A 26,236-nucleotide genomic window follows, 5' to 3' on the forward strand; every position below is an offset into this window, starting at 1 on the left:
AGGAACGCTGCAACAACTCTAACGTCCATTTTGCAACTTTCTTACCTCTTTGTGCACGCTCATCCCAATTTCCAAAGCCTCATTTAGCAACCGGCCGTATTCAGTCGCCCGATCGCTCACATCCATCGCCATCAAAGCAGCTAAATTACTTTCAATATTAGCAAATAGCTCGTAACGGCGACCGATAAATTGCTGATTCTCCCTGAGAATTCTTTCTGTTTTCAAAGCACAGACTAAACTTTCTCTAGTAATTTTTAATGCCTCAATTGCATCTCCTCGGTTAATTAAGTTGGCTTGTAAATTGCCAGCATCCGTTAGGCGATCGATAATATCTAAAGCCTGAATTACCTCATGATACTTCTCAACTTCATCCAGCAGACCCGCCAGCGTTGCCAGAGGCTTGGCCTTAACCCATTTATAGATGTTCCAAGCAACAGTAATCGCCAGCGACAAACCCAAAGTTATTTGTAAAACCCGGACAAATATCTCTGAATCGCTAAATAAACCAACATTATGTTTATTAGCCAGTAAAGCAACAGGCAGCGAAACAACTAATGTCACGCAAAATATCAGCAACTCATTCACCAAAAGAGAAAACAGCTTTTTGCCGTCCCGGAGTGCAGCAGGTCGGTAAAAATCCGCTGCAAAACCGTCGCTCAAAGCTATTCCACTCAAATCCTCCAACTCCTTATCAGAAATTTTTAACTGTTCCAAATCCGCTTGTATCACTCTTCAAAATCTCCTTTAATTGGAATTAATTACGATCCTCCCAGAGACATAATTGATTGCCACAGACTCATATAAAAATTGCTTTCTCGGTCTCGGAACAGTTGAAAAGCCATTCCCGGCGACCCCAAAAACGGTCTCAGCGTCCATCCCAACTGAGTCCCAACAAACGCATAAAGTCCCAACCAAAAGCGCAAAATATTTAACCTGATGTCTTTGCCTTCCGCATCTTGTTCTGAAAGAAAGTGCATTCCTTGATAAATGAAACTTACTCCCAAAAATCCTGTGATTGCCATGATAGCAACATTCAGCAACAGATAAAAATTGTAATTGGTACTGCTTATGAGGAAAAACAAACTAACAGGTGCAAATCCAAACAGCAAAACGCTAATCATCGCCATCGCTGTCATCAACAATGTCAAATACTGTTCAAAAGTTCGTTTAGAACCAAACATGACATTAAAAAAGTACAGTGTGGGAAAGCAGATAATCAGCGTCAGCAAGTAAAGTGCTGGCAACTTAATTGCTGAAACTAGACATTGCATCCACGTACTAGAGGCACCTAATATCGCTCCGTAAATGCCAAAAAATACGGTACTAGAAATCAACAAACCGAAAATTTTAGATTTGAGCTTGACACCTTGGCGAATTTCTTCAAGAAATTGTTGCCGTTCCCGCAGCAAATACATTACTACTGAAAAATATTTCACGGGCTCTCCTTGTGACTGATGCGACTCCGAATCAGTCATAACTCAAGCTGAGTTCGATCGGCAATCTTGCCAAACCAGGGCACTCTATGTTAACTAATGATTCTTGTACCCTGCTCACCGCAAGCTGAGAGGTGGAGGCGTTTTGAGAGATACTTGCCCAGCTAAACGGCTCAAACTGAATACAGTTATGCTTTGTATTCCATTTGTATTCATTTGTCTCCAAATTGTCTCCAAAAAGGGCGATCGGGTAGTCATTGGATACTCAGTTGATACTCAGTTTGGTCGTTCCGTAGTCAAATCGTAGTCATTTTGTCTCCAATTTGTATCCAATTTCTAGTCAATCCGACCGCTTGACAACCGAAAAAATCAGCAATAAAAAACCTCAAACCGTTGATTTATCGTTGGCTTGAGGTTCTTATAGGCGCAAGCGGGCAGCGGGAATCGAACCCGCATAGTTAGCTTGGAAGGCTAAAGTTTTACCACTAAACTATGCCCGCGCACAGAAACTAAACATACCACAAGTCTCTGGGGATTGCAATAGGCCTGTGCAAAAATTTTGAAGACCTCCCTCACAGTGGCTGAATCGGGGCTGAATCGGGACTTGCGGCCCGATCGCCGCCTCGCCCCAAAAATCCCCGTCTCCGATGCTGCGTAAGACTTTACGGGTGGAAATAATCGTAAATTTGCTGCGCCAGACGCGGGCCAATCCCAGAAACTTCTGCCAACTGTTCGGGAGTCGCTAAACGGAGGTAGTCGATCGACCGAAAATGTGCCAACAATTGTTTTTGTCGGTGGTGTCCCAATCCGGGAATTTCATCAAGGCGCGATCGCTTCATTCTCTCGCTTCTTCGATCGCGGTGAAAACTCACAGCAAATCTGTGGGCCTCATCCCGCACCCGGCGCAATAATTGTACCCCAGGCTGCTCAGAATTAGTTTGCAGCGGCAAAGATTCCCCCGGCAAAAATATCTCCTCTCGCTGCTTTGCCAAACTGACAACGCGCAACTCTTCTAGCAAATTCATTTTCCGCAAAACAGCCACAACTGCTGACAGTTGACCTTTGCCGCCATCTATCATAATTAAGTCGGGTTTGTCGGAAATAGTATGAGAAACAGAAGAAAAACTACTGATTTCTTCCGGTTCTCCTAAATTACTCAATTCATCTTCCTTTTTTTTATCCGTTAAATCCGCTACAAAATCCGTTGCCGAACTTTCTTCTTCCTTCAATCCTCGGAATCGGCGACCGATAACTTCTGCTAAACTAGCAAAATCATCAGAATGACCCGATTTAATTTCAGGATTTTTAATTTTGTAATGGCGGTAGTGTTGATTGGCCGGCAAACCGTCAATAAATACGACGCGGGAAGCTACGGCGTCAGAACCTTGAATGTGAGAAATATCGTAACCTTCAATGCGGCGAGGAACTTCTGGCAAATCGAGAATTTCTGCTAAATCTTCCATTGCTTGAGAATTGCGATCGCTCAATCTTTGCATTCTCGCCAATTCATACTCAGCATTGCGTTCCACCATCTCAATCAACTCAGCCTTAGTTTGGCGCTGCGGCGTCAAAATCGTAACTTTTCGTCCCTTACGGTTGCTCAACCAATCTGCTAATATTTCCGCTTCTGGCAAGTCGTACTGCACAGAAATTTCGCTGGGAATTTCTACGGATTCGACATTTTGATAGTGTTCTTCCAACACCCGCTGCAAAATCGCTCCGGCCTCTACCCCCCCCGATTGTAGGGGCGGTGCCCCCGTGCCCGCCCTGGGTTGGGGAGGTATTTCCGCCATAAATCCCAATCTTCCGACTAATTGACCGGCCCGAATTTGGAACAATTGAACGCAAGCGTGCTGGGTGTCGGCCGCAAGTGCGATCGCATCTCTAGAAACCGTATCGTCGGGCAAAGACACTTTTTGACCCGCACTCAAAGACTGCAAACCCTTAATTTGGTCGCGAATGCGCGCCGCCATTTCAAAGTTTAAATTTTCCGCCGCTTGTTCCATTTGGGGCGCTAACAAATCGAGTAATTCCTCAGTTCTTCCCTGAAAAATCATCGCTACTTTTTGGATGATTTTTCGATATTCTTCCGGCGAAGTTAACCCTTGACAAACTCCAACGCAGCGCCCGATGTCGTAGTTCAAACAGGGACGGTCTTTAAACAGCGGTTGAGGGCGCTGCCGCAGGGGGAAAATTCGCTTAATTAAATGTAGCGTAGTCCGCAGCGCCCCTGTATCGACGTAGGGGCCGTAATAGCGGTCTTTGGCACTACCTGCGCGGCGTTTGCGGGTGATAAAAATGCGCGGGTATTCCTCAGACCAAGTTATGCACAAATAAGGATATTTTTTATCATCTTTGAGGAGTACATTAAAGTAAGGTTGGTGCTGTTTTACGAGGTTTGCTTCTAAAGCTAAAGCTTCCGCTTCTGTGTCGGTGGCGATGAATTCTATTTCGCGCACTTGCTGCACCATCATCGCGATGCGGGGACTGAGATTTTGGCTTTCGCGAAAGTAGGAACGGACGCGGTTTCGGAGTTTTTTGGATTTGCCGATGTAAAGGATGCGATCGCTCTCATCGCGCATTAAATATACACCAGGAACCGCCGGAATTTCTTTGAGGCGACTTTCTAGGCGTTCCGAGTCTTTAACTAACGGCAGAGTTTTTGTGGATGGCATTGCAAGCTATCTCAGCAAAATAGAGACTGATTGTACACTCTTTTATTTTACCTTAATTAGGTCGATTTTGACTGCTGCGACCGTCGCCAAACGCACCGATTAAACTGGAAAATCAGTTACAGTATCTGAGATAAAAACTTGCGGGTGCGTTCTTCCTTCGGGTTCTGAAAAAACTCTTCTGGTTGGGCTTCTTCCACTAAAACGCCGCCATCCATCAATACAATGCGATCGGCAACTTCGCGCGCAAACCCGACTTCGTGAGTCACCACTACCATTGTAATTCCTGTTTGAGCCAAATTTCGCATTACATCTAACACTTCCCGCACCATCTCCGGGTCTAATGCTGATGTCGGTTCATCAAACAGCATGATTTTAGGCTGCATGGCTAGAGAACGTGCAATAGCGACCCGCTGCTGCTGTCCTCCAGACAACTGTCCGGGATATTTTTTTGCTTGTTCCAAAATTCCCACTCTTTCTAACAGTTGCATTGCAACTTCTTCGGCTTTTTTCTTCGGCCAGCGGCGCACCCATACTGGCGCTAGCATGACGTTTTGCAATACTGATAAGTGGGGAAATAGGTTGAATTGCTGAAACACCATTCCTACTTCGCGGCGAATTGTCTCGATGTTGCGTAAGTCGTGGGAAAGTTCGATTCCGTCGATCGTAATTTTACCTTGTTGGTATTCTTCTAAGGCGTTGAATGTGCGAATAAACGTCGATTTTCCCGAACCAGAGGGCCCCATCACGACAACGACTTCGCCCCGGTCTACGGTCATGCTGACGCCGCGCAGTACGTGAAATTGTCCGTACCATTTGTGGACGTTTTCTGCTACGATTACTCTTTCTGGGCTTGTTTGCTGAGTTTCCATAATTTTTGACTTTTTAACCGCAGATGAGCGCTGATGAACGCGGATGAACGCAGATATTTTTTTACCTTAGACCTACTCCTAATGTTCGCTCTATTTTGCGACTGGCTAGGGATATGGAGTAGCAAAATATCCAATAAATGATGCCTACGAAGATGTAAACTTCGGCGTACCTGCCAATATAGGATGGATTTGCTAAAACTGCGCGGGATATTCCGATTAATTCTAACATTCCGAATAGAGATAGCAGGGATGTATCCATGAATAATCCGATGAATTGACCGCCGATCGCCGGAATGACAATTCGCAGTGCTTGAGGCAGTACAATGAGAATTGTAAGCAGGGGTGTATTGAGTCCGATCGACCTAGCTGCTTCTATTTGTCCCCTGGGCACGGCCTGCAAGCCACCGCGCACGTTTTCCGCCAAGTAAGCTGCACTGAATAGAGTCAGTCCCGCAATCGCTCTAATTACTCTATCCAATTTGGGATATTCGGGCGGCAAGAAGAGTTGCAGCATCACTTGGCCTAAAAATAAAATGCCAATTAATGGTAAACCGCGAATAATTTCAATGTATAAGGTTGATAACAGTCTCACCACTGGCAAAGAACTTTGTCTGCCGAGTGCTAACAATACTCCCAAAGGAAAGGAAAGCACAATACTAATAACTGCTAAAAACAGCGTCAATACTAAACCGCCCCAATCATTTGTTGAAACTTCGCTCAAACCCAACCCGCCTTTAATTAACCACAAAACTATTGGGAAGGAAAGAACCCAGATTGCAGGCATCCAACTCATTATTTTAGGGTTAATTTGTCTCCCCGCCCAATAGCTAGCAGCCGCTACAATAATATTTGCTAGCAGGTAAAAACGAGATGTTAAGTCGATCGGGGAAATGACCGCACCCACAACCGCAGCACCGAGTATAATTAGTAAAAGCGGATTCCAAAGACGTTCTTGCCGCTGAATGTTTCCCCAAGTTAATCCTCCCAACAAGGCAATTATGGCCGTTACTATCCACAGCCGCCAGTAGGATTCGCGGGGAAATCTGCCGACAAAAAATAACGGCAAGTTGGCTTCTAACACGTGCCATTGAGCTTTGGTTGTTGCCCAAACAATAATTCCTTTAATAGTTTGGAAAGCGATAACTAGGCAAACTACCGTCAGAATGCTGTTGTACCAGGTACTAAATAAATTTTTGCGCGCCCAATTCCAAGGGGTAGGCGATTCGGTGGCTGGGGGCGGTAATATGGGGACAGTTTCCATATAGCGGTTTTCAATCCTATGACGTAGAGTAACAACCAGTTATTTTATTAACCCACGTAGGCGGGTTTTGTTTGTGTAGACGCGATTTCCAATCGCCACGGCTAAAAAAAATCCTACTTATTTTCGCCGATTTATCCAATCTTCTCCACCTGGTAACTGACTTAAATGCTGGGCTAACACTGCGGGTAAATCTTTGGCGGAATGGATATAAGTCAAGTTCAATAACCTCACAGCGGTTTGAAGAATCAGGTTTCTATCCATCATCTCTGCAAGTTGAAATTGAGTATAAACACCATTCAATACTTCCTCCGCAGCCTCTGCGATCGCATCCTCAATCACCTCCTCCTCTATAAAACTCTCCCATTCATCAGAATTGATGTAATAAGATGTTTTATTATCTTTAATATTTGCCTTCTTAATTTCTCGGATTGCATTGCGAATCGAACTTGCCCAAGAACCAGTTAATCGCTGTTCAACTTGATTTTTAATCAAGTGAATCAGCAAAACATTTAAAAAAGATTGGATTTGTCGCAAAATAGCCTGTTTGCTCATTCCATCTAACTCATCGACTATTGCCAAAGCATCCGTATACCTTCCTTCCAATATGCTCTTTCTAAGAGCAATTAATTCTTGTGTCATTTGATTCCCCTCCAATTTGATACTCGCAAGTCAAAGATAGTTGTGATTTATTTATTTATTATTGCTTAATCCTCAACTCACAAGTTTTAGTTACTCGGTCTAAGCTAAACTCACTGTATGCCATTTAACGCGCTCTCCTTTTATTTCCATTAAAATAGATTAAATATAAACTATTTACCTCTCCTTGATTTGTACGGTTTTATTGTACCAATTCATGAACAAAGAAACTATCAAACTAATTGTGAGGTATGTTACCATGATAATTAACATTGCTTCGATCGCCCGACCGGTCTGATTCAAGGTCGGAGAACCCACCACAAAATAAACGTCGGGATAAGCAACCGCAACCGCTAAACTCGAATTCTTAGCTAAATTCAGATACTGACTGGTTAAAGGCGGCACAATCACCCGCAAAGCTTGCGGCAAAATTACCATCCGCATCATTGTTCCAGACTTCAGCCCTAAAGACTTTCCCGCTTCCCACTGGCCTTTCGATACTGACTGAATTCCGGCCCGCACAATTTCTGCAATGTAACTGCCAGTATACAAGCTGAGTCCTGTCACCAAGGCGGCAAATTCTGGAGTTAATTTTAATCCTCCTTCGAGTTGCAATTCTGGTGTCAGGCGGGGGAAATCAAGACGAAAAGGCAGATTTTTGGTGATAATAAAAGCTAAGATTGCACTCAGCCCGATCGCACCTACAGCCCAAAACAACTGTCTTCCCGGCTTAGCTTCTTCCAACATCACCCGCGCCCGCCACATCCACAGCCCCGCCGCCGCCAAAACTCCCACAGTTAGCAAAATCACCCAAATCTCAAAACCCGGCAAAGCCACTGGCCAAGGTACACCAATGCCGCGATTTGTCAAGTAAATCGGCCCCCTCATCTGCTGATTGTCTTCCAGTTTTGGCAGGGAAATGAAAACTGCAAAATACCAGAAAAATAATTGCAGCAATAACGGCGTATTTCGCAAAATTTCCACATACAAACCAGCCAAACTCCGCAGCAGCCAATTGTCGGAAAGGCGCGCAATTCCTACCGTCAAACCCGCAACCGTTGCGAAAATAATGCCGATACCCATCACCCGCAGCGAGTTGATTAAACCGACAAAATAAGCTTGTCTGTAACTGTTGGCGGGACTGTAGGGGATTACACTTTCGCCGATGTCAAAAGATGCTTGGGAATTGAGAAAATCAAATCCAAATGCAATTCCCAGTTGCGAGTAATTGGCACTGAGATTGTCCCAGAGAATGGCAATAACAACTATTACTAAAATTAGGGAGATCGCCTGTCCGGCTATTTTCCAGAAGCGATCGTCCCGCAGCAGTGTTGATATATCTTTAAATTTGGGCAATTTCTGCGATTTGCCCGGTTGAGGTTCTGGATTCATAACTGTTTATTTAATGTATAGCCTTTCGAGTTCTCATATGAGGTACTATAGGGCATAGGGCATAGGGCATAGGGCCTACCTCACTTTTTTGAGAACCGCTGTAGATCGAACTATACCTAACTTTAGCCTGCTTAAAATATCTTGTAGGGTACAGCGAGAAAGCACCTTAAAAGTCGGGTAAGCGCTGAGTACCTTGCTGTCTAAAATATCTTGTTGGTTAACTGTTAACAGTCAACAGTTAACAGTCAACAGTTAACTAAAATTAACGGAACGGCGGCGAGTAAAGCAAACCGCCATCTTTCCAGAGTCTGTTTTGACCCCGTTCTAACTTGAGTGTACTTTTGGGGCCGAGGTTGCGATCGTACATTTCCCCGTAATTCCCGACTTTCTTCACAACGCGGACTACGTAGTCGTTCGGGAGTCCCAAACCTTTACCTAAATCTCCTTCTGTTCCTAGCAAACGTTTGACGTTTGGGTCTGTAGTGCTTGCAACAATTTTGTCTACATTTCCCGAATTAATTCCCAAATCTTCAGCTTCAATCGCCGCAAAAACGATCCATCTCACCGCGTCAGACCATTTAGGATCGCCGCTTTTCACCGCTGGGGCTAACGGTTCTTTTGACATCACGATCGGCAAAACAACATTATTCTCGGAATTTGGCAGAGTTGTCCGCTTCGAGACTAGCTGCGATCGATCGGCTGTAACACCTTGACAGCGACCTTCTTGATAGGTAGCAAAGGTAGCATTCACATCTTCAAACACCACAGGAGTGTATTTAATTCCTAATTTTCGCATTTGGTCGGACAAATTTTGTTCGGTGCTCGTACCTGTCTGCACGCAGATAGATTTGCCCGCAAAATCTTTTAAACTTTTGATGCCACTATCTTTTTTGACCATGATGCTTTGAGAGTCATAAAAGATCACCGGGGCAAATTCCAGTCCGGTAGTGCTGTCGCGACTCGCGGTGTAGGTGGTATTTCGGCTGAGAATGTCGATTTCTCCGGCCTGCAAAACTGTAAATCTATCTTTGGCGTTGAGTTTTCGGTACTCGACTTTTTCTGGGTCGTCAAATATTGCCGCCGCCACAGCCCTGCACACATCCACATCCAGTCCCGAATATTTGCCTTTTTCGTCTACAAAGCTAAAACCCGGCAGTTCGCCGCTGACGCCACAAATCAGTTTGCCGCGGCTGACAATTGTATCTATCCGGCTGGAACCTTGTTGCGAGTTGCCACCTGCAGTAGTTGTTGCTGTTGTTTGTCCGGTTTGTGCCGATCGATCCCTACAAGATGCCAACGGTGTCACAAATAACACACTTGCTAGTAGCAGAAATCCCCATTTACGCATAGATTTTAGTAGAACGCTTTCCTGACAATCCTACCTTGTAGCTGTCGAGAACTGTGGCGATCAGCGATCTACAAAAGCCTCCGGCTTCAAATTAGCCATTCTGCATCCGGTGCTGCACTGCGGCAACTGCACCGACTACCCGCCTGTTTTTTTTTGAGCCAACTGGGATCCCAGAGTTAGAAACCCGGTTTCTGGCTGGAGGCCTGGTTGTCCAACCTAAGATTTATCCTCGAAACCCGGTTTCTTTTCTGCTATTTCTGCCCAGCGCGAGCGATCATCGCCGTTCCCTGGAATATTTATCCGATTTTGATTGAATCCGCTCACAGTAGCTCTGGTGCTAGCCGCTGCTCAGCTAAATCGCGGATTAGGGAAAGCCGAGACTGGATGTATTCGTCCAACACATCTGCTTCTTTGCCATTGAGCGCAGAGTTTGTCTTTAACTGCTTCAGCAGCCACTGTACCAGGGTGGCATCGTCTAAATTGACTAACAGAGTAGCTTGGGTGGTCTCAATTAATGACCAGAGTTGGCGTAACATGACTGGAGTCATAAAACCTCGTTGAGCGTAAATACGCACTTAATGGGCGGGGATAGCGAAAAGCGGGTCTTGGTGTCTCAAGCCGATAGACGAAAAGCACCCTTATGTCGATCGGCTTAATGATTATTTTATATTTGACCACAATAACTTAAGACAGTAGTGTCACAAGTTACAACACACAAGATGTTATAAGAGTTCCCAATTCCTTCACATTGAGATAAACATCTTGATAAAAGATTAACAATCTTTACACGCGCTCGCTCGCCGGGGCTGCCAAGAGCTGTCCGGGATCGCGCCCGATAGCCGGGTTCAAAAGAAAATTGATTGATTACTCAGCAGCCACCAACTTTTGAACCCTCGCCAGAATTATGTCTAATTCAGCGATGATTGTTGTAGCCCCCTCCAAATCATTAGACTCAGCCCGACTTTGAAGCTGATCTGCCATATCGGGCATTAACCGCACCGCCGCCGTAGCGCTAACACCTTTAATTTGATGAGCATGGCGGGCGAGTGTCTCCATATCTCCCGAGGCGATCGCCTCCTTAGCAGCTTCTAAATAACTAGCAGTATCCACCACAAAAGCTTGCAGTATTTCCCGCTCAAACTCTACATCAGCGCCAGAAATTTCGTGCAAACGTGCCATATCGACTACCGATTCGATATCGGGATCAGAATTTTGAAGTTCCTCGCCATTAAACTTGGGAGTTTCAATTTTTAGCTTCGCAGACCAATTTGCTAGTACCGATTTTAACTTTTCGATCGCAATAGGTTTGCTAATATAATCGTCCATGCCCGCTGCCAGACACTTTTCCCGATCGCCCTTCAAAGCATTCGCAGTCATTGCAATCACCACCGTCTTTTGATGCGGCTCCCTCTTCCCAGCAGCAACATCTGCAGCTTCCCGGCGGCGCAATTCCAGCGTTGCTTCGTAACCGTCCAAAATCGGCATCTGACAGTCCATCAACAAAATGTCATACTTTTTCAGAGCAACCATAGATAGCGCCTCTGCACCGTTATTGGCTACATCCGCAGTGCATCCCAAAACTCTGAGTTGATTGAGACCAACTTTTTGATTGATTGGAGTATCTTCAACTAACAAAATCTTTAAACTTGCTAACTCCCGGTTGTCAATAGCTGAGGCTCGATTGGACGTTGGGTTTGCCTGCGACTCATCAATCAGCGTGATCGGGGCGATCGCATTCGCCAAGCAATCAAATAGTCGGTGAGCTTTCACAGGTTTAGTTAAATACCCGCTAAAACCGCTATCTACCAAGCGTTTCGCCTCTGCAAGCTGAGTCATTGAAGTCAGCACCACCCAATGCGTCTGCTGCATTGCAGGCTCAGAAATCCTCAAGCGTTCGAGACTTCCCGCCACCATTTCGGGCAACTGAATATCAACCAAAACGATATCGTAAGGGGAATTAAGGCTGACAGCTTTGTACAGAGATGCGATCGTCATCCAACCGTTCTCAACCTCCTCAACATCCATTCCCCACACAACAGCCATTCTCACTAACACTTTTCGCACTGTCGGCTTGTCGCTGGCAACTAACATTTTTCGCCCCGCCAGCACCGTTTCAAAATTCACTTCGCACGCTGTACCGACAGCAGTTGAATTTTCCGCAACTGTCGGCACGGTAAACCAAAAAGTCGAGCCTTTGCCAGGGGTACTTTCCACACCGATTTGCCCACCCATCAACTCCACCAACTCCTTAGAAATAGCCAGCCCCAAACCTGTGCCACCATATTTTCTTGTCGTAGAGGCATCAACTTGAGTAAAAGATTGAAACAGCTTTTTTTTGTCTTCTGGAGCAATCCCAATTCCTGTATCTGTGACTTTAAACAGCAGGAGCATCGAGTCATTGTTTTCTATTTTTAACGGTTCGATATTCTCTAAAATTTTCTGATTATCGCTAGCTGCCAATAACTCAGGATTACTAGCATTAGCCACCTCAATGACCACTTCTCCTGCTTCTGTAAACTTTATAGCATTGTTGATCAAATTAGTGAGTATTTGCCGCAACCGTGCTGCATCACCTTTAATTTGCAGCGGCACGTCGTTGTCAATAAGTGCCACCACTTCTATACCTTTTTCTTGTGCGGGAGTTGCCAACAAATCCAGCACTTCATTCATACAGATACTGAGGTTAAATTCTAGTATTTCTAAGCGCATTTCTCCGGCTTCCAGTTTGGAGAGATCCAGAATATCATTAATGATGGAGAGTAAATTTTGACCGCTGAGTTTCAGCGTCTGTACAAAGTCAAGCTGTTCGGGAGTAAGATTCGTTTTCAGCAGCAAATCAGTCATCCCCATCACTCCATTCATCGGAGTACGGATTTCGTGACTCATATTTGCTAAAAATAGCGACTTCATTCGAGACGCTTCTAGGGCTACTTCTCGGGCTTGCTGCGCTTGTTCAAAAAGAGTAGATTGCTGAATGGCGATCGCCAACTGCACGCTCAACCTTCCCAGCAAATCCATCTCAGAATCAGTCCAAACACGCGGAGCGCTGCACTGATGGGCAATGAGCAATCCCCACAACCGATTTTGACTCGTTTCCAAACTCCTTTCCGGCAGTTCAATGCGAGTTTCCGGCGAATATTCTGCTGCCAACCCCTGACTTTCATCGCCTATAAAAATTGGTACAACTAAATTAGCCCTTACCTGCAAACTAGCAAGTAAATCTCGGTGTTCCTCGCTCAAATTTGCCGTATAAATATCTGCCATTGTTTGAATCGTTCCTGCACTGTACAGCCATACATAACTTTCCCCAAAGGATGTTCTTTGAACTTTTCTGCCCAGCAGGGGCATCCAATCATCCCCTACAGATTCCACAACAACCAGCGCTGTTTCCTCGGACTCAAAACGATAAATTACCGTGCGGTCAGTTGCCAGCAACTGTCGCACTTCGTGTACAGCAGTGCTCAGAGTTTGAGTCAGGTTGAGAGACTGGCGGACTCGCTGGGCGATCGCCGAAACCAGCCGTTCTTGTTCTGCTTGTTCGCGCAGCATTCTCTCAGCTTGCTTGCGTTCGGTGACATCGCGAATTACCGCAGCAAAGCACAGCGGTTCGGTGGTTTGAGGGTGCTTGACCAGAAAAGCATTCATCACAACATCAATGGGTTGTCCGTTGCCCAAGTGCTGCATTTGACCTTCGCCTTGCCACTGGCCATGACTGATAATTGTTGGTAAAATCTCTTGACTGAATTTCTGTTGAAAATAGGACCCAATATAATCCCATATCTCCGTATAAAGCACTGCCGAAAGATTCTCTACACCCACCAGTTTTCGTCCGGCTTCGTTGACAAACAGTGTTTTGCCTTTCAGGGTAGCCATACCGATAAAATCGCTGCTGTTTTCAATCAGCGACACAAATTTTTGCCGTTCTTCTTCTCCTTTTTTGCGTTCGGTAATGTCGCGCTTGACGCAGACATGACAAATTACATCGTCGGCGTTGTTAATCACAGAGTATGCCGCAACGTCGATCGCCAGCCTCTGGCCTTTTTTAGTGTAGTTAGTAATTTCGCCCCGAAAAGTTCCTGTTTTCGATAAACTTTGGGCAATTGCCGAAAAGCGCTCCCCCGCAACCAGCGGCGACGCTTCTGCTTCTAATTCCGCGTCTGTGTATTCTAAAAGCGTTTGGTGAGCAAGATTTTGTTCGAGGAAAAACCCGTCAGCATCGATAATGACGATCGCATCATTGGAGTTTAAAAATATTTCTCGGTAAAGCTTTAGTTTTTCCTCAGCTCGCTTGCGTTCGGTGATGTCTCTTTTGACATTTACGTAGCAAACTACATCCCCAGCATCATTTAAAACCGCAAAAGCCGAAACCTCCACCTCAACTGTTCCTGCTTGCATAGCCTTAATACAGGTCATTTCGCCTCGGTAACTCCCTGTTTCTGCCAAGCTTTGCAGCACAGACATAAATGCCTGTTCTCCCATGTGAGTGGCCGGCGTTTTTCCCCACAATTTTGATGCGCTGTGACCCAGCAAAGCCGTGTGAGCTTGATTTGTTTCTAAGTAATAGCCTTCGGGGTCTAAGATCGCGATCGCATCGTTGGATTTCAAAAAGATTTGTTGATAAAGTTGCAGCTTCCGTTCAGCTTGTTTCCGGGCGCTAATATCCGTGAACAAGCCGTAGTAAACTATCTCCCCCGATGCTTGGAATTCTGGCTGGGAAGCTCCTTGCACCCATTTAAGTTTTCCTGACGGAGTGACAATTCTTCCTTCCCACCGCCAAGGCTGCAAATTTTCAGCAGAAAGCGTCACCGAGTTGAGAAAATCATCTCGATCTTCGGGATGAATCATGTCAACAATTACATTAAAATCCTGCTGAGCCACCTCTGGTTCTATTTCATACAATTCTCGGCAGCCCGCGCTCACAAACGAGAAAGCCATCGAGCCGTCTGGATGCAAGTCAATTTGATATACCGTACCGGGTACGCTAGCAGTAATTTTTTGCAGTTTGGCTTGGCTTTGATTCCTGGCTTCATCTGTGGCCTGCAATTGACCAATCTCTCTAGAAAAACCCAAAACCCCAAATATATTACCCTCTGCATCGAACAGTGGCACTTTTTGCGTATCAAAGACGTGCTGTTTGCCACTGTCAAAGACGATCGCCTGGTAGGGATTGCGAACCCTCTCCCCACCGATCACAGCTCGATCTTCCTCGCGGATGCCCCTAATTGAGTTGTTGCGAGCGCCAAATACTAATTCGGCTGAAAACCCTAATTCAATATCATCTTTGCCGATAATTTCCTCAACATTTTTCCCCAAATATTCAGCAAAACTTTGATTGACAAAAATGTATCTAAAGTTTCTATCTTTCACAAAAACTCTGTCCGGAGCCTCGTCCATTACAGCCCGCAACAATAGTTCTTGACTTTCCGAATCCAGAGCCAAAATATTTGGGAATTTATCCTTGACACTGGTTGTTTTAGATGCTAATATATTTAACTGTTTGGCGCAAATTTGAGCGACAGTGTGGAGCAAACAAAGGTGTTCCAAATTAAAAGCAGTTGCCTGCTCTGCACCAATGAAAAATACTCCCAACAATTCTTCACTTTCATCCAGGTTGGCTGGTGCCATCAAGACCGACTGAAACTGAGCAATTGGTGGCGGAGTGATGTTGTGCGCCCAGTCCCGATTGCCAGCGAGCCATTCAGCGCAAGCAGCTTGCAAGCGCCCTTCTATTTCGGCTTTGGTGCTACCACTTAACTGCTGTAAGTGTTCCAGGTATATTTGATCGTCCGGTAGCGTCAAAATTGCGATCGCCTGTGTGGGAATGAGGCGATCGAGATGTGCCAGACACGCAGACCAAATTTCCTCAACACTGAGAGCGGCTTGAACTTTTGCAGTAAGTTCGTTGAGAACTTGCAGTTCCAAGGTACGCTGGCGGACTTTTGCTTTGAGGCTGGCGGCTAGGATTTGCATAGTGCTCACCACACTGGTTTGCTTATATTATAATTATTAATTTTTCAACTTTTTCAAACAATCATCTTAAAATACATCCGCCGAAAAGACAACTTTTTTATATTGAAATTACCTTCAACCGGTAAAAAAAAACGTGCGATCGGGAGCAAAGCGGCACCGCAAAGCACCTGCTTGGCTCCCCCAGCGAGATTAGACGGCGAAATTATCCCATTAAAATCACGTTATCGATCACATGGATCACGCCGTTATCAGCTTCGATATCCGCAGCGACAACAGTAGCATTTTTCACCTCAAAACCGTCTGAACAATCAATTTTAATCGGCGAACCTTCTAAGGAAGTAACAAAACCGAGTTTTGCCAAATCAGCCTTCATAAACTTCCCCGATACGACGTGAAACATCAAAATCCTGGTTAGTTGGGGAACGTTCTGCACTAAGGTTGTGATAGTTCCCGGTGGCAATTTGGCAAAAGCATCGTCAGTGGGTGCAAAGACAGTGAAAGGGCCAGGACTTTTGAGCGCATCTACTAAATTAGCTACTTGCACCGCCGTTACCAGGGTTTGAAATGAACCCGCACCTACGGCAATATCAACAATATCAGGCATTGTGTTTTACCTCATCTGGGAAAAAAGTTCTATTAAGTATCGTAAACTGAGGCGGGCAACAATACCTACTGTCTTTTTTGAAAAATGGGTAATTATTTTGTAGTGAGGACTTCAATACTCATATTTTTGCTGAGGACTTCAGTCCTCACTACAAACCTAATAATATAGGACTTACGCATGGGGGCCCAGAAACCGGGTTTTTTACGAAAATACTTCGTTAAAACCCGCAGATTAGGTAAAAAACCCAGTTTCGAGGAGTCGGAGTGCGTCCATGACTGTAATAGTTATTTTACACGACATAATATTACTAACCTCTTAGCAATTTAACGGCGCGGTGCTTTTAAATTCCTACAATAATGCTGGCGATTGTGATACCAAAACCTCTGTCTCTAAATCTTCAGCATTGACGTTTTCTCCCTTGTGAATGCTAAAACTGCCGTACAAAATTGAAATTTCAAAAATATCGGTATGAATCAAAGCTGCTTTCCGGTGCGCGTTTTCACCCAAATGAAAACCAATCAAATCAGCTAATGGTTCTTTTACTTCTTCTTCATCATGAACCTCCCACATAATTTCTCGGCAGTCTTGAAAAACTAAACAGTAAGGCAATTGATCGCCTGTAGGATCGTAGATACATTCCAGTAAGACTTCATTCCCCCACAAAGACACATTGACATTTTTTACGAGGGATGTAAGTCCACCTAAATTAAGCAAGTTGTAGTCATCAGGCATATTAATTACTCACTTTTTCTCCAGTAATGTGCGTATCCGGAATCTGATTGCCAAATTCATCGCGTGTTTGGAGTACGCTACCATCTTTGTCAAGACGCAAACCCCAGTTTATTCTTCTACCATCTGAGCCATATCGCGGTGCTGGGAGGCGAACAACTTCACTATTAGTGCGGATTATGACTTTTGACCTGTCAGAAAATTTGTATTCAACATAATTTCCTGAAGAACTTTTTACCTTAGCACCCAGTCCGCGCAAAAAGTTATCGACTTCTTGGCGAGTCATCCCAGTTAAGTCTCCAAACTCAGATGCAATTCCATTTCCTCCCACTCCCTGACTCGGCACGCAAGTCTCCTCACCAACCATTGCATCTTCGAGTTTAGCACAGTTGCATAATCGGAAAAAGGAAGTTCGGCAACGGACTCGCTTTCTGAAGATGTAACGGATGTAACGGATAAAGGGAAGGAAGAAGGAAGAAGGAAGGAGGATAAAGGATCAAGGAAGAATCATTCATAAAATTCGCAATTGCCAATGCTTTTCGGCCCAATTTTCAATTCCCAATGACCAATTTTCAATTCCCAAAACAAATAGGGGGTGCCTTGCGCCCCCTACTAATTAACTAAAACTAACTAAAGTAGGAAACAATTATTAGCCGCCAATTTGAACTTTCACCACGCGGTTCTTTTCTGCTTCCGCTTTAGGCAAATTCAGGTGCAAAACTCCATTTTTGTACTCAGCTTCTACACTGTCATTTTGTACCCGTGCGGGTAGGGGAATCACCCGGCGGAACGAACCGTAACGGAACTCAGAGCGAGTCATGCCTTTATCTTCACTCTTAGTTTCCAGACGGCGTTCGCCGCTAATAGCAACGGCTTCTGCCGTTACTTGTACATCCAAATCCTTAGCTTCCATGCCCGGAACTTCTAATTTAAGGTGGATGGCTTCGGGAGTTTCATCGAGTTCGGCGGGGGGTACAAAAGCAACACCGTTAGATGCGCGATCCGTTGCCGGTGACAAGCTATCAAACAACCGATTCATTTCTCGTTGCAAGGAGTCCATTTCCCGCAAAGGTTCCCAACGAATAAGTGCCATAACTAATACCTCGACTATCTGACGTTTTTAAGGTTGAGAAACACTTGACTCAACCTGTATTTAATATATTCCAGCTTCCGAAATAGGGGGATTCGGTTTTCCGCCAAAAAGCCGATCACATTTCCGAACATTCGCGATCGATACTACTAAATAATTGCAGGTGCGGATATCCGATCCAACCCGAACCAAGCAATTTTAGATTTTAGATTCGAGCCAGGAATTCCCATCTAAAATCTAAAATCGAAGGTTCAATTAACTCCACCGCGAATGCTGATAAGAAGCGTAGGTATCAAACAAAGCACCCACCAAACCAAAAGTTATACCGATGACGAAAAAACCCTGGAGGGGACAGCCGCTGCCGAAAGTAGCTAAGAACTGCAAAATCAGGTCTTCTCCAGAACGGCCTAATCCTTGGAGAGCAGGCACGAAGCGGATCAGCGAAAAGCTAGTCAATCCCGCACCGATTAACAATAAGGGGGCGACAAAGCTCAACAGGCTGGTGAGCAGTACAGAGCGAAGAAAATTGGGAAAAATGCTCATAAGAGTCAGTAAATTCAGCTAAACTGCCGAAAGGTGCAAGCAAACAAAACTTGTCCTTTTCTACGATAGGCAGCGATCGCCCTCCGTGGCCAGTTCTGTCAGAAATCTTAAATGTTATAGAAAAAACTTGTTTAAGATTTGTAGATAGATTTCATTTTTGGCAGTTGTTCTATACTCGAAATCCCCTTGAGCACCAGTACATCTTCGAGCCTCAGTTTGTGGAGTCAGCGGTTGCTGGCAGCAGCTTTATTGGGCGGCCAAGTCATGCTGCACTTGCTGAAGGGCAAAATTCACCGCCGCAACACCCTCGATCAAATGGCAGCAGTCGGTCCGGAATCTCTGCTGATTGCTTTGCTGACTGCGGGTTTTGTCGGCATGGTATTTACTATTCAGGTAGCGAGGGAATTTATTAACCTCGGTGCCGGCAATGTCGTCGGTGGCGTTTTGGCTTTGTCTTTGACGCGCGAACTCGGCCCCGTCTTAACAGCCGTAATCGTGACGGGGCGAGTAGGTTCGGCTTTTGCGGCGGAAATCGGCACGATGCAGGTGACAGAACAGATAGATGCCCTGCTGATGCTCAGAACAGACCCGATCGACTATTTAGTAATTCCCCGCGTCCTTGCTTGCTGCTTGATGCTGCCAATTTTAACCATCATGTGTCTCGTCACCGGCGTCCTCGGCGGACTGCTGATTGCTACGACGATGTACGGCATCTCTCAAAGCGTGTTTTTAGAATCAGTCCGCAATTTCCTGAGTTTGTGGGATATTTGCAGCGCGGCAATTAAGGCTTTTGTATTCGGTGGCTTGATTGCTGTAATCGGCACTAGCTGGGGTTTGACCACCACCGGCGGGGCAAAAGGCGTCGGCCAATCGACTACTACGGCGGTGGTGACGGCTTTACTGGCTATTTTTATTGTGAACTTTTTCCTGACTTGGCTGATGTTTCAGGGGACGGGCTCTAGCGTACTCAAAGGCCTGTAAGCTAGGAAACGGATAAAATATGAATAATTGGCAACATTCGTTTACTACCCTTGATTTAAACCCGTGACTACAACTGCCTCTTCGACTGCGCCGACAAATACGATCGAGCTCGCTCCGAGTTATGCGATTCCCCTAGTCCTGGTACTGGCGGCCGTACCGCTGCTGTTCGTGCAGAAGTGGGTGAGTTTGCCGCTTTCTGTGTTCGGCTTGTTTCTGATGTACCAAGCCGCCACCATCCGGCTACAATTTACCCCAACAGATTTGGACATTTATCGATCGTCCAACTTAATCCGCCACTTTCCTTACCGAGAATGGCAAAATTGGCGGATATTTTGGCCCGCTGTGCCGATTTTGTTCTATTTCAAAGAAATTAACAGCATTCACTTTCTGCCTGTTCTGTTCGATCGTAAAATGCTACAGACCTGCTTAGAACAGCGCTGTCCCCGTCAAGACTAAAAAAGTTGTTAATTTTTAATTTTTAACTTTTCCGTGCCCACGCCGAACAAAATTTCCCATGAATTCAGACGAATCTCCAACCCAAGAACCGCAACCACAACCAGCCGCCCCAAGCGGTGAAAGCGAAGTCGATTTGCCCGTGAATGAGACGGAATACCAACTTCTATCTCAAACAGAGGATTTGTGGCTCGACGAAAATGAACTGCCAGCCCAACTCCCGCCAGAAACAGACCCGCCGCTGGCAGAGGAAGATGCCGAAATCGCCGAATTCGTGGACGAAGCAGGCACAATCGCCCAAATTCCGCCCAACACCCACGATGGCGAATCAGAAAGTCCGATCGCTCAAATCGAGCTTCCAAAAGACTCTGTGCCAACAGCAACCGCAGAAACGGTAACGCCCATCCCAGACAATGTTACCCAACAGTTGGCAGAGAGAGTCAAAGAATTGCACCAGCAAGAACAAGCTTTGACTGAAAAAATTGCAGCCTTGGAAGCCGAGAAAGCCAATGCTATAGAAGCGTTGGGCCAGGCTCAAGCATCGATCGGGCGTTTGGTACAAGACGGCTTGATTCAACTAGATCAGCGCAAACAAGCGCTACAAATCGAAGTAGAAAAACTCGAACGCCGGCGCGATCGAATTCAAAAGGAAATGCGAACCACTTTTGCCGGCGTTTCCCAAGATTTAGCAATTCGAGTCCAGGGTTTCAAAGACTATTTAGTAGGCAGTTTGCAGGATTTGGCCGCTACCGCCGAACTCTTAGATTTGACACCGCCCGCCCCTGAAACACCACAGCGAACTGGTGCTGAAGATTCTCAATCCTCAGCACCAGTAAATCCCAAATTTGCCGAACAGGGATTTCAAGAACAAGCCAAACAAATTCGCCGCACCCTCGATCAATATCGCACTGTCCCCGACTACTACGGCCCGCCTTGGCAACTTCGCCGCACTTTTGAACCCATCCACGCGGAACGAGTTTCTAACTGGTTTTTCACCCAAGGAGGAAGGGGTGCTTTGCGAACTATGGGTTCGCGCTTGCAAAATATCTTGATTACTTCGACAATTATTTCTGTACTCAGAAGCGTCTATGGTGGACGGGTGCGGACTTTGGTGCTCGCCAACAGTCCCGAACGTTTGGGAGAGTGGCGCCGGGGTTTGCAGGACTGTTTGGGCATTACTCGCAGCGATTTTGGCCCGGAAAGGGGGATTATTATGTTTGAGTCTGCGGAAGCTTTGGCTCAAAAAGCCGATCGACTGGTGAAAGATGGCAAATTGCCGCTAATTGTGATTGATGAAACTGAGGATTTAATTAGTTTGTCAATCCTGCAATTTCCGTTATGGCTGGCCTTTGCTGCCGATCCGCAAACTTTGATGGCTGCTAAGGATTTTTGAGCAAGTCCGGGCGAATATAATTCGCTGCTATACAAACTTTCGTCCGCCTGCGCGGACTGAAGAAAATCCGGGGGAAATTAACCGGAATTGGTTCTTCCTTCTTCCTTCTTCCTTCTTCCTTCTTCCTTCTTCCTTCTGCTGTACACGAAATCTCAAATTAAAAAATGGCTAGCTGGATAATTTTAAATGGCGCATTGCTAATAGCAGCTTATCTGCTGGGATCGATTCCGACTGGGTACGCCTTGGGGAAATGGATGCTAGGAATTGATATTCGAGAGGTTGGTTCGGGTTCGACGGGGGCGACTAACGTACTGAGGACTTTGGGGAAGTGGCCGGGGTTGGCGGTGTTGTTGGTTGATGTGTTGAAGGGGGTAAGTGCGATCTTCCTAATCCGCTATATTTACTCTCTCACTTTTACCAGCCAGCTAGCAACCGCAGCAGGTTTAGAAAATGCTGCAACTGTCCTCCCTTGGATGGCAACTTTGGCGGGTTTCTCTGCTGTTTTGGGCCACAGCAAATCAATCTGGCTGGGGTTTACCGGCGGTAAATCAGTGGCTACGAGTTTGGGAGTTTTGCTTGGTTTGTACTGGCCAGTAGGTTTGGGAACTTTCGGAATTTTCGGGATAGTATTTGCGGTATCGCGAATTGTCTCTTTAAGTTCGATTATCGGGGCAATTAGCGTTGCTGGATTGATGTTTGCTTTACATCAGCCGCTGGCTTATGTATTGTTTGGAATTGCGGGCGGTGTGTTTGTAATTGTGCGGCACCGGAGCAATATTCAGCGGCTGTTAAATGGTACGGAACCGAGGATTGGAGAGAAATTGGAAACAGCAAGTAGCGATTAATCTGAAACGGCCTGACACCTTTTCAATTATTTCCCATAACTGGCCCTAGTTCCAACACAAATCCGGGCAAAACATTTTCCCCTGACAGCGTAACAGGGGACTGCAATATTTCTATTTCTTGATCGATCCTATCAATTTCCACACTCCGCGTTTGCGGGTCAATCAACCACCCCAAACAAACGCCATTTTCCCGATATTCCTGCATTTTATCTCGAGTTTCTCTGATAGAATCAGTGGGCGAGCGCAATTCCACTACAAAATCAGGACACAGTGGCGGAAATTTCCTTTTTTGTTCGGGAGTTAAAGCTTCCCATCTTTCGCGTTTTATCCAAGAAGCATCGGGAGAACCAGTTGCACCGTTTGGGAGTCTAAAACAGGTGGAAGAGTCAAAAGCAATTCCTAGATTCGGATTTTGGCGACTCCAAGCTTGCAATTGATAGGATAAATCCATATTACGGTTTCCAGTTTCTCCTCCCGTTGGTGGAATCATCAGCAGTTCTCCTTTTGCATTCCGTTCAAATTTATAATTGGGGTGATGTTGGCACAGTTCGTAAAACTGATCGTCTGTCAACTTGATCCACGGACTTAAATCTAATTTTAAAGTCAGCATGGCACTAACACCTATTTACCTAATTCTTGAGAACGCAAAGAAGCTGCTTTCACTGCTTCGATTAGCGCAGAACGAAAGCCGCTACTCTCTAATTTAGCAATTCCCGCAATAGTTGTACCGCCGGGACTCGTAACTTGATCTTTCAATTGTGCCGGGTGCATTCCCGTTTCTTGCATTAGCTTCGCCGTACCGAATACAGTTTGCAAAGCTAATTGAGAGGCGATCGCCCGTGGTAGTCCTGCACAAACTCCGCCATCTGTCAAGGCCTCTATCAAAATTGCTACATAACCAGGCCCGGAACCCGAAAGCCCTGTCACCGCATCCAGCATACTCTCAGGTACTTCTACCACTTCTCCTACGGCCTGAAAGATGCGCTTTACCAATTCTAAATCAGCCGGTTGAACAAGTTTTCCCGGAGCGATCGCGCTCATTCCCGCTCCTACTGTGGCTGGAGTATTCGGCATCACCCGCAGCACTCCCCGCCCCGGAAAGGCTGGTTCGAGCTTGCTGAGTGGCACTCCTGCCAAAATCGACACTACCAGCGCTTCTGGCTGGGAATCAGCCGTTTCTCCATTATTTCCCTGTTTGCGATCGGCCGCCACCGCCAACTCCAAAGCTACGGTATCAAAAACTTGCGGTTTAATTGCCAAAAACAGCACTTCTGTAGCGGCAGCAACTTCTAGATTGCTGGCTGTTGTTCCAATCCCGTATTTCTCAGTCAAAAAATCGCGGCGCTTTACCCCAGGCTCGCTCACCAATATTTCTGAAGGCAAATAAACTTTTTCTGCTATTAAGCGGGATAAGAGAGCTTCTCCCATTACCCCGCCGCCGATCGTACCAAATTTTATGTTTGTCATTAGTCAGTTATTAGTTAGTTGTTATTAGTTAGTTATTATTAGTTATTAATTATTTTTCAATAGCCAACTGCCAACTGCCAACCGTCAACTGCCAACAGTCAACAGTCAACAGTCAACAGTCAACAGTCAACAGTCAACAGACTACTGAGCTACTGGAGCTTGTTCTGCCGGCCAGACTGTCGGCGCAGGAGCAGCAGCACGAGGCCGTCCTTGAGCAGGAGGCACTTCGTGAACCACACCAGACTGAGTTCTCACCTGCACGCAGCTAGGCGTAAACAAGAAAATACTTTCGCCAATTCGCTCTTGATGACCGTCAAGGGCATAAGTACCGCCAGCCACAAAGTCCACAGCTCTTTGCGCTTGGTCTGGGTCCATCACCGTCAGGTTCAAAACCACAGACTTGCGTTCCTTAAGAGCTCGAATTGCTGCCGGCATCTCTTCAAAAGTGCGCGGCTCCATTACTACTACTTCCGAAATCCCGTTCATAGCTCCAGGCATTCCAATCACGTTATTCATTACTGACCCTACTCCCCCGGTTGGTGCAACGACATCCATACCTGTCGATCCTACTACTGACCGCTCTCGCATTCTACGATTTTGACGACGTTCTTCTTCGGCTGCTGCGACGGCAGCGGGGTTGGGTTCAGGCGCTTGGTAGAAGTTCTGATAGCGCTCCCCTTCCGTTTCGTCGTAAACGTCATCGTACTCAGGCTCATTGTTGATGCCTACAAAATCTCGCAGTTTAGAAAAAATATTCATGATTTACGCTCCTTCACGACTTTGCTGCCCCGACTATACTCGCGTTGCGCGTTAGTCGCGGGTGGCTGACTATTCTATATTTAACCCAAATTGTCTTTATCAGAAGATTTCAATTACTTATCCCCTCCTAGAGCCAAATAAGGTTTGTCCTAGCCGTACCATAGTAGCACCTGCTTGAATTGCCAAATGATAATCTCCCGACATCCCCATCGAGAGCTGCTGCATTTGAATGCAGGGCAAATTTTGCTGCTGGATTTTCTGTGCAAGTTCGCGAGTGCTGTTAAATAATTCGAGGATTTGCGAGTCATCTAATCCCAGCGGAGAAATTGTCATCAAACCTTGAATTTTGATATGCTGACATTTGTTGAGTTCTGGAAGGTCGGCCAGCAGTTCTGGAACGCTCCAGCCGTATTTGTCCGGGTCGGGCAACATTTTGACTTGCAGGCACACTTGTGGAGAGGAGGACATTTCCCCCGCCAAGCGCGAAAGTCGCTGAGCGAGTTTTAAATTGTCGAGAGAGTGAATCCACTGGAAATGCTCTAGGGCCTTGGCAGCTTTGTTGGCTTGCAAGTGCCCGATTAAGTGCCAGTTGATATCCGGCAAATCTTGCAGTTGGCTTTGTTTTTCGGCAGCCTCTTGAACCTTACTCTCGCCAAAATCCCGGATACCGGCGTCGTATGCTTCGCGGATAGCATCAGTGGGTACCTGTTTGGTAACGGCAATTAACCGCACTGAGTCCGGCAAGTGTTGGCGAATGCTGTTAATTCGAGAGGCTATGGTCATGGGTACTCAACGCTCTTGACGGGAGGGAAGGAAAATTAAGACAGTTACCAATTACCAAGTTACTGATTTTCGTTATTGAAATGTGCGCTGGTGAATGGTCTGCAATTGGTCGTACTCGTGATATTGACCGCTGCGACGCAGGGTTCGCAGGCGAATTTCAACCATGAGGCGAGCGTCGGAGCGGCTGATTGGTTCAAATCTCAGCCCGCCAGGGCCGTTTGTCACCAAAAAAAACAGGCGCTGGGCGTATAGGGTGGTAAATAATTCTTGGCTGTCTTCAACCTGGGATACCCTGAAGAGGAGGCCAAAGTTTGGATGATTCAGGTAAGTTTCGGTAGTCATTCACGCTCACAATCGATCAATTTTAGATTAAAGATTTAGATTTTAGATTTTAGTTTCGCTCGATCGCCCGACGGCGTTGTTTGACGGCGGGCTACAAAGGGCGATAGCCGTAGCCGTGCAGTAGTCTCCGTCGTGGCTGAGGCTTAATTGCCACTGGCAATTTCCCCAAATAGAGGCTTGCGCTGCTGCGGTTCCGTGCAGTTGCACATTTGGAGCACCGTTTTCGGAGCGCCGAATCTCCACATCTGCATACCGTATTCCCCGCCATCCCGTGCCTAGAGCTTTGACAACGGCTTCTTTTGCTGCCCAGCGCCCCGCTAGCTGGTTGCAGGAAACTCGATTCATTTTACCTTTAATGCTGCTGTGTTGAGAATTTAGTTGCCCGCAATCCCTTTGTTCGGCGGGTGTGTAAACTTTTTCGAGGAAGCGATCGCCAAACCGGTCTAATGCGGCTTGAATGCGCGGAACATATACGATATCTGTCCCAAGATAGATGTTCAAGGTCTTGGTTCTCTAAATATTTGTCTCCATTACTGTAGCAGGACTGTCGCGTAGCAGACAAAACTTACTCAACTCTAGGCCCGTGCTCCAAACGACGAGCTTCATCACTTATTCCCAATTCTTCAAAATTCTTCAATCTAAAATCTAGAATCTAAAATCTAA

The 26,236-nt window shown here is 46.1% G+C and carries 25 protein-coding genes and 1 tRNA gene; 4 read left to right on the plus strand and 22 right to left on the minus strand.

The genetic code is table 11. The features are described 5' to 3' along the window. Positions 1-18 precede the first annotated feature (18 nt). The 16 genes from QUA10_RS02470 to QUA10_RS02545 form a co-directional block, all read right to left on the minus strand. Positions 19-729 (minus strand): hypothetical protein, encoded by a 711-nt coding sequence (locus QUA10_RS02470; RefSeq protein ID WP_333080799.1) that lies wholly within the window; start codon positions 727-729, stop codon positions 19-21. A gap of 29 nt (positions 730-758) precedes the next feature. Then, complete coding sequence (locus tag QUA10_RS02475) at positions 759-1,436, minus strand: actin-binding WH2 domain-containing protein (protein ID WP_333065673.1); 678 nt, start codon at positions 1,434-1,436, stop codon at positions 759-761. A 426-nt stretch (positions 1,437-1,862) separates the two neighbouring features. After that, positions 1,863-1,933 (minus strand) — tRNA-Gly (locus QUA10_RS02480). 162 nt (positions 1,934-2,095) lie between these two features. Next, positions 2,096-4,108 (minus strand): excinuclease ABC subunit UvrC, encoded by a 2,013-nt coding sequence (gene uvrC / locus QUA10_RS02485; protein ID WP_333080797.1) that lies wholly within the window; start codon positions 4,106-4,108, stop codon positions 2,096-2,098. A gap of 116 nt (positions 4,109-4,224) precedes the next feature. Continuing rightward, entirely contained in the window at positions 4,225-4,977 is a 753-nt protein-coding gene (locus QUA10_RS02490) for an amino acid ABC transporter ATP-binding protein (RefSeq protein WP_333080796.1), read from the minus strand. Between the two features lie 61 nt (positions 4,978-5,038). Continuing rightward, positions 5,039-6,238 carry an amino acid ABC transporter permease gene (locus tag QUA10_RS02495; RefSeq protein ID WP_333080795.1) on the minus strand — a complete coding sequence of 400 codons (1,200 nt, stop codon included), beginning with the start codon at positions 6,236-6,238 and terminating at the stop codon, positions 5,039-5,041. Positions 6,239-6,355: 117 nt separating this feature from the next. Beyond that, on the minus strand, positions 6,356-6,877 hold the full coding sequence (locus tag QUA10_RS02500; RefSeq protein ID WP_333080794.1) for a DUF29 family protein: 522 nt from the start codon (positions 6,875-6,877) through the stop codon (positions 6,356-6,358). A 174-nt stretch (positions 6,878-7,051) separates the two neighbouring features. After that, entirely contained in the window at positions 7,052-8,266 is a 1,215-nt protein-coding gene (locus tag QUA10_RS02505) for an ABC transporter permease subunit (protein WP_333080793.1), read from the minus strand. Between the two features lie 262 nt (positions 8,267-8,528). After that, positions 8,529-9,614, minus strand: coding sequence for an amino acid ABC transporter substrate-binding protein (locus tag QUA10_RS02510; RefSeq protein ID WP_333080792.1), 1,086 nt, complete (start codon positions 9,612-9,614; stop codon positions 8,529-8,531). A 320-nt stretch (positions 9,615-9,934) separates the two neighbouring features. After that, complete coding sequence (locus QUA10_RS02515; protein WP_190656515.1) at positions 9,935-10,162, minus strand: hypothetical protein; 228 nt, start codon at positions 10,160-10,162, stop codon at positions 9,935-9,937. A 316-nt stretch (positions 10,163-10,478) separates the two neighbouring features. Beyond that, positions 10,479-15,584, minus strand: coding sequence for a PAS domain S-box protein (locus QUA10_RS02520; RefSeq protein WP_333080790.1), 5,106 nt, complete (start codon positions 15,582-15,584; stop codon positions 10,479-10,481). Positions 15,585-15,786: 202 nt separating this feature from the next. After that, positions 15,787-16,188: a fasciclin domain-containing protein gene (locus QUA10_RS02525; RefSeq protein ID WP_006634220.1), complete on the minus strand. Its 402-nt coding sequence runs from the start codon at positions 16,186-16,188 to the stop codon at positions 15,787-15,789. 348 nt (positions 16,189-16,536) lie between these two features. Further along, on the minus strand, positions 16,537-16,920 hold the full coding sequence (locus tag QUA10_RS02530) for a hypothetical protein (RefSeq protein WP_333080789.1): 384 nt from the start codon (positions 16,918-16,920) through the stop codon (positions 16,537-16,539). 1 nt (position 16,921) lies between these two features. Then, the gene (locus QUA10_RS02535; protein WP_333080788.1) at positions 16,922-17,284 is read right to left on the minus strand and encodes a hypothetical protein; all 363 of its coding nucleotides are present in this window, start codon (positions 17,282-17,284) and stop codon (positions 16,922-16,924) included. 282 nt (positions 17,285-17,566) lie between these two features. Next, positions 17,567-18,010 carry an Hsp20/alpha crystallin family protein gene (locus tag QUA10_RS02540; protein WP_333080787.1) on the minus strand — a complete coding sequence of 148 codons (444 nt, stop codon included), beginning with the start codon at positions 18,008-18,010 and terminating at the stop codon, positions 17,567-17,569. 252 nt (positions 18,011-18,262) lie between these two features. Beyond that, positions 18,263-18,550 (minus strand): hypothetical protein, encoded by a 288-nt coding sequence (locus QUA10_RS02545; protein WP_333080786.1) that lies wholly within the window; start codon positions 18,548-18,550, stop codon positions 18,263-18,265. 186 nt (positions 18,551-18,736) lie between these two features. Here QUA10_RS02545 and QUA10_RS02550 point away from each other — a divergent pair, with 186 nt between their 5' ends. From QUA10_RS02550 to plsY, 4 genes are all read left to right on the plus strand, one after another. Then, entirely contained in the window at positions 18,737-19,531 is a 795-nt protein-coding gene (locus QUA10_RS02550; protein WP_333080785.1) for an MlaE family lipid ABC transporter permease subunit, read from the plus strand. Positions 19,532-19,594: 63 nt separating this feature from the next. Then, a complete protein-coding gene (locus QUA10_RS02555) occupies positions 19,595-19,987 on the plus strand; it encodes a DUF3119 family protein (protein WP_333080784.1) in 393 nt (130 codons plus the stop codon). Positions 19,988-20,045: 58 nt separating this feature from the next. Beyond that, on the plus strand, positions 20,046-21,377 hold the full coding sequence (locus QUA10_RS02560) for a DUF3086 domain-containing protein (protein WP_333080783.1): 1,332 nt from the start codon (positions 20,046-20,048) through the stop codon (positions 21,375-21,377). A gap of 164 nt (positions 21,378-21,541) precedes the next feature. Continuing rightward, positions 21,542-22,222 (plus strand): glycerol-3-phosphate 1-O-acyltransferase PlsY, encoded by a 681-nt coding sequence (gene plsY / locus QUA10_RS02565; RefSeq protein ID WP_333080782.1) that lies wholly within the window; start codon positions 21,542-21,544, stop codon positions 22,220-22,222. Between the two features lie 22 nt (positions 22,223-22,244). On the opposite strand, the gene QUA10_RS02570 is transcribed toward plsY, so the two are convergent. The 6 genes from QUA10_RS02570 to acpS all read right to left on the minus strand — a co-directional run bounded on the left by QUA10_RS02570 (position 22,245) and on the right by acpS (position 26,074). Continuing rightward, on the minus strand, positions 22,245-22,832 hold the full coding sequence (locus QUA10_RS02570) for a Uma2 family endonuclease (RefSeq protein WP_333080780.1): 588 nt from the start codon (positions 22,830-22,832) through the stop codon (positions 22,245-22,247). A gap of 11 nt (positions 22,833-22,843) precedes the next feature. Beyond that, positions 22,844-23,689 carry a pyrroline-5-carboxylate reductase gene (gene proC, locus QUA10_RS02575; protein WP_333080779.1) on the minus strand — a complete coding sequence of 282 codons (846 nt, stop codon included), beginning with the start codon at positions 23,687-23,689 and terminating at the stop codon, positions 22,844-22,846. 141 nt (positions 23,690-23,830) lie between these two features. Further along, positions 23,831-24,448, minus strand: coding sequence for a cell division protein SepF (locus QUA10_RS02580; protein ID WP_333080778.1), 618 nt, complete (start codon positions 24,446-24,448; stop codon positions 23,831-23,833). 117 nt (positions 24,449-24,565) lie between these two features. Beyond that, positions 24,566-25,231, minus strand: coding sequence for a YggS family pyridoxal phosphate-dependent enzyme (locus tag QUA10_RS02585; protein WP_333080777.1), 666 nt, complete (start codon positions 25,229-25,231; stop codon positions 24,566-24,568). Positions 25,232-25,303: 72 nt separating this feature from the next. Further along, complete coding sequence (gene pipX / locus QUA10_RS02590; RefSeq protein WP_333058020.1) at positions 25,304-25,573, minus strand: transcriptional coactivator PipX; 270 nt, start codon at positions 25,571-25,573, stop codon at positions 25,304-25,306. A gap of 42 nt (positions 25,574-25,615) precedes the next feature. Further along, positions 25,616-26,074 (minus strand): holo-ACP synthase, encoded by a 459-nt coding sequence (gene acpS, locus QUA10_RS02595; protein ID WP_333080776.1) that lies wholly within the window; start codon positions 26,072-26,074, stop codon positions 25,616-25,618. Between the last annotated feature and the right edge of the window lie 162 nt (positions 26,075-26,236).

It is taken from the genome of Microcoleus sp. Pol8_D6, from assembly GCF_036700965.1.
Classification (GTDB): domain Bacteria; phylum Cyanobacteriota; class Cyanobacteriia; order Cyanobacteriales; family Microcoleaceae; genus Microcoleus.

Bases quoted from the DNA above. Each gene is read 5' to 3' on its own strand.
- QUA10_RS02535 (WP_333080788.1), bottom strand. From the start codon at position 17,284: ATGGTTGGTGAGGAGACTTGCGTGCCGAGTCAGGGAGTGGGAGGAAAT.
- pipX (WP_333058020.1), bottom strand. From the start codon at position 25,573: ATGACTACCGAAACTTACCTGAATCATCCAAACTTTGGCCTCCTCTTC.
- QUA10_RS02525 (WP_006634220.1), bottom strand. From the start codon at position 16,188: ATGCCTGATATTGTTGATATTGCCGTAGGTGCGGGTTCATTTCAAACC.
- proC (WP_333080779.1), bottom strand. From the start codon at position 23,689: ATGACAAACATAAAATTTGGTACGATCGGCGGCGGGGTAATGGGAGAA.
- QUA10_RS02490 (WP_333080796.1), bottom strand. From the start codon at position 4,977: ATGGAAACTCAGCAAACAAGCCCAGAAAGAGTAATCGTAGCAGAAAAC.
- QUA10_RS02520 (WP_333080790.1), bottom strand. From the start codon at position 15,584: ATGCAAATCCTAGCCGCCAGCCTCAAAGCAAAAGTCCGCCAGCGTACC.
- QUA10_RS02570 (WP_333080780.1), bottom strand. From the start codon at position 22,832: ATGCTGACTTTAAAATTAGATTTAAGTCCGTGGATCAAGTTGACAGAC.
- QUA10_RS02530 (WP_333080789.1), bottom strand. From the start codon at position 16,920: ATGCCTGATGACTACAACTTGCTTAATTTAGGTGGACTTACATCCCTC.
- QUA10_RS02515 (WP_190656515.1), bottom strand. From the start codon at position 10,162: ATGACTCCAGTCATGTTACGCCAACTCTGGTCATTAATTGAGACCACC.
- QUA10_RS02560 (WP_333080783.1), top strand. From the start codon at position 20,046: ATGAATTCAGACGAATCTCCAACCCAAGAACCGCAACCACAACCAGCC.
- QUA10_RS02500 (WP_333080794.1), bottom strand. From the start codon at position 6,877: ATGACACAAGAATTAATTGCTCTTAGAAAGAGCATATTGGAAGGAAGG.
- QUA10_RS02580 (WP_333080778.1), bottom strand. From the start codon at position 24,448: ATGAATATTTTTTCTAAACTGCGAGATTTTGTAGGCATCAACAATGAG.
- QUA10_RS02545 (WP_333080786.1), bottom strand. From the start codon at position 18,550: ATGAGCATTTTTCCCAATTTTCTTCGCTCTGTACTGCTCACCAGCCTG.
- QUA10_RS02495 (WP_333080795.1), bottom strand. From the start codon at position 6,238: ATGGAAACTGTCCCCATATTACCGCCCCCAGCCACCGAATCGCCTACC.
- QUA10_RS02540 (WP_333080787.1), bottom strand. From the start codon at position 18,010: ATGGCACTTATTCGTTGGGAACCTTTGCGGGAAATGGACTCCTTGCAA.
- plsY (WP_333080782.1), top strand. From the start codon at position 21,542: ATGGCTAGCTGGATAATTTTAAATGGCGCATTGCTAATAGCAGCTTAT.
- QUA10_RS02505 (WP_333080793.1), bottom strand. From the start codon at position 8,266: ATGAATCCAGAACCTCAACCGGGCAAATCGCAGAAATTGCCCAAATTT.
- uvrC (WP_333080797.1), bottom strand. From the start codon at position 4,108: ATGCCATCCACAAAAACTCTGCCGTTAGTTAAAGACTCGGAACGCCTA.
- QUA10_RS02510 (WP_333080792.1), bottom strand. From the start codon at position 9,614: ATGCGTAAATGGGGATTTCTGCTACTAGCAAGTGTGTTATTTGTGACA.
- QUA10_RS02585 (WP_333080777.1), bottom strand. From the start codon at position 25,231: ATGACCATAGCCTCTCGAATTAACAGCATTCGCCAACACTTGCCGGAC.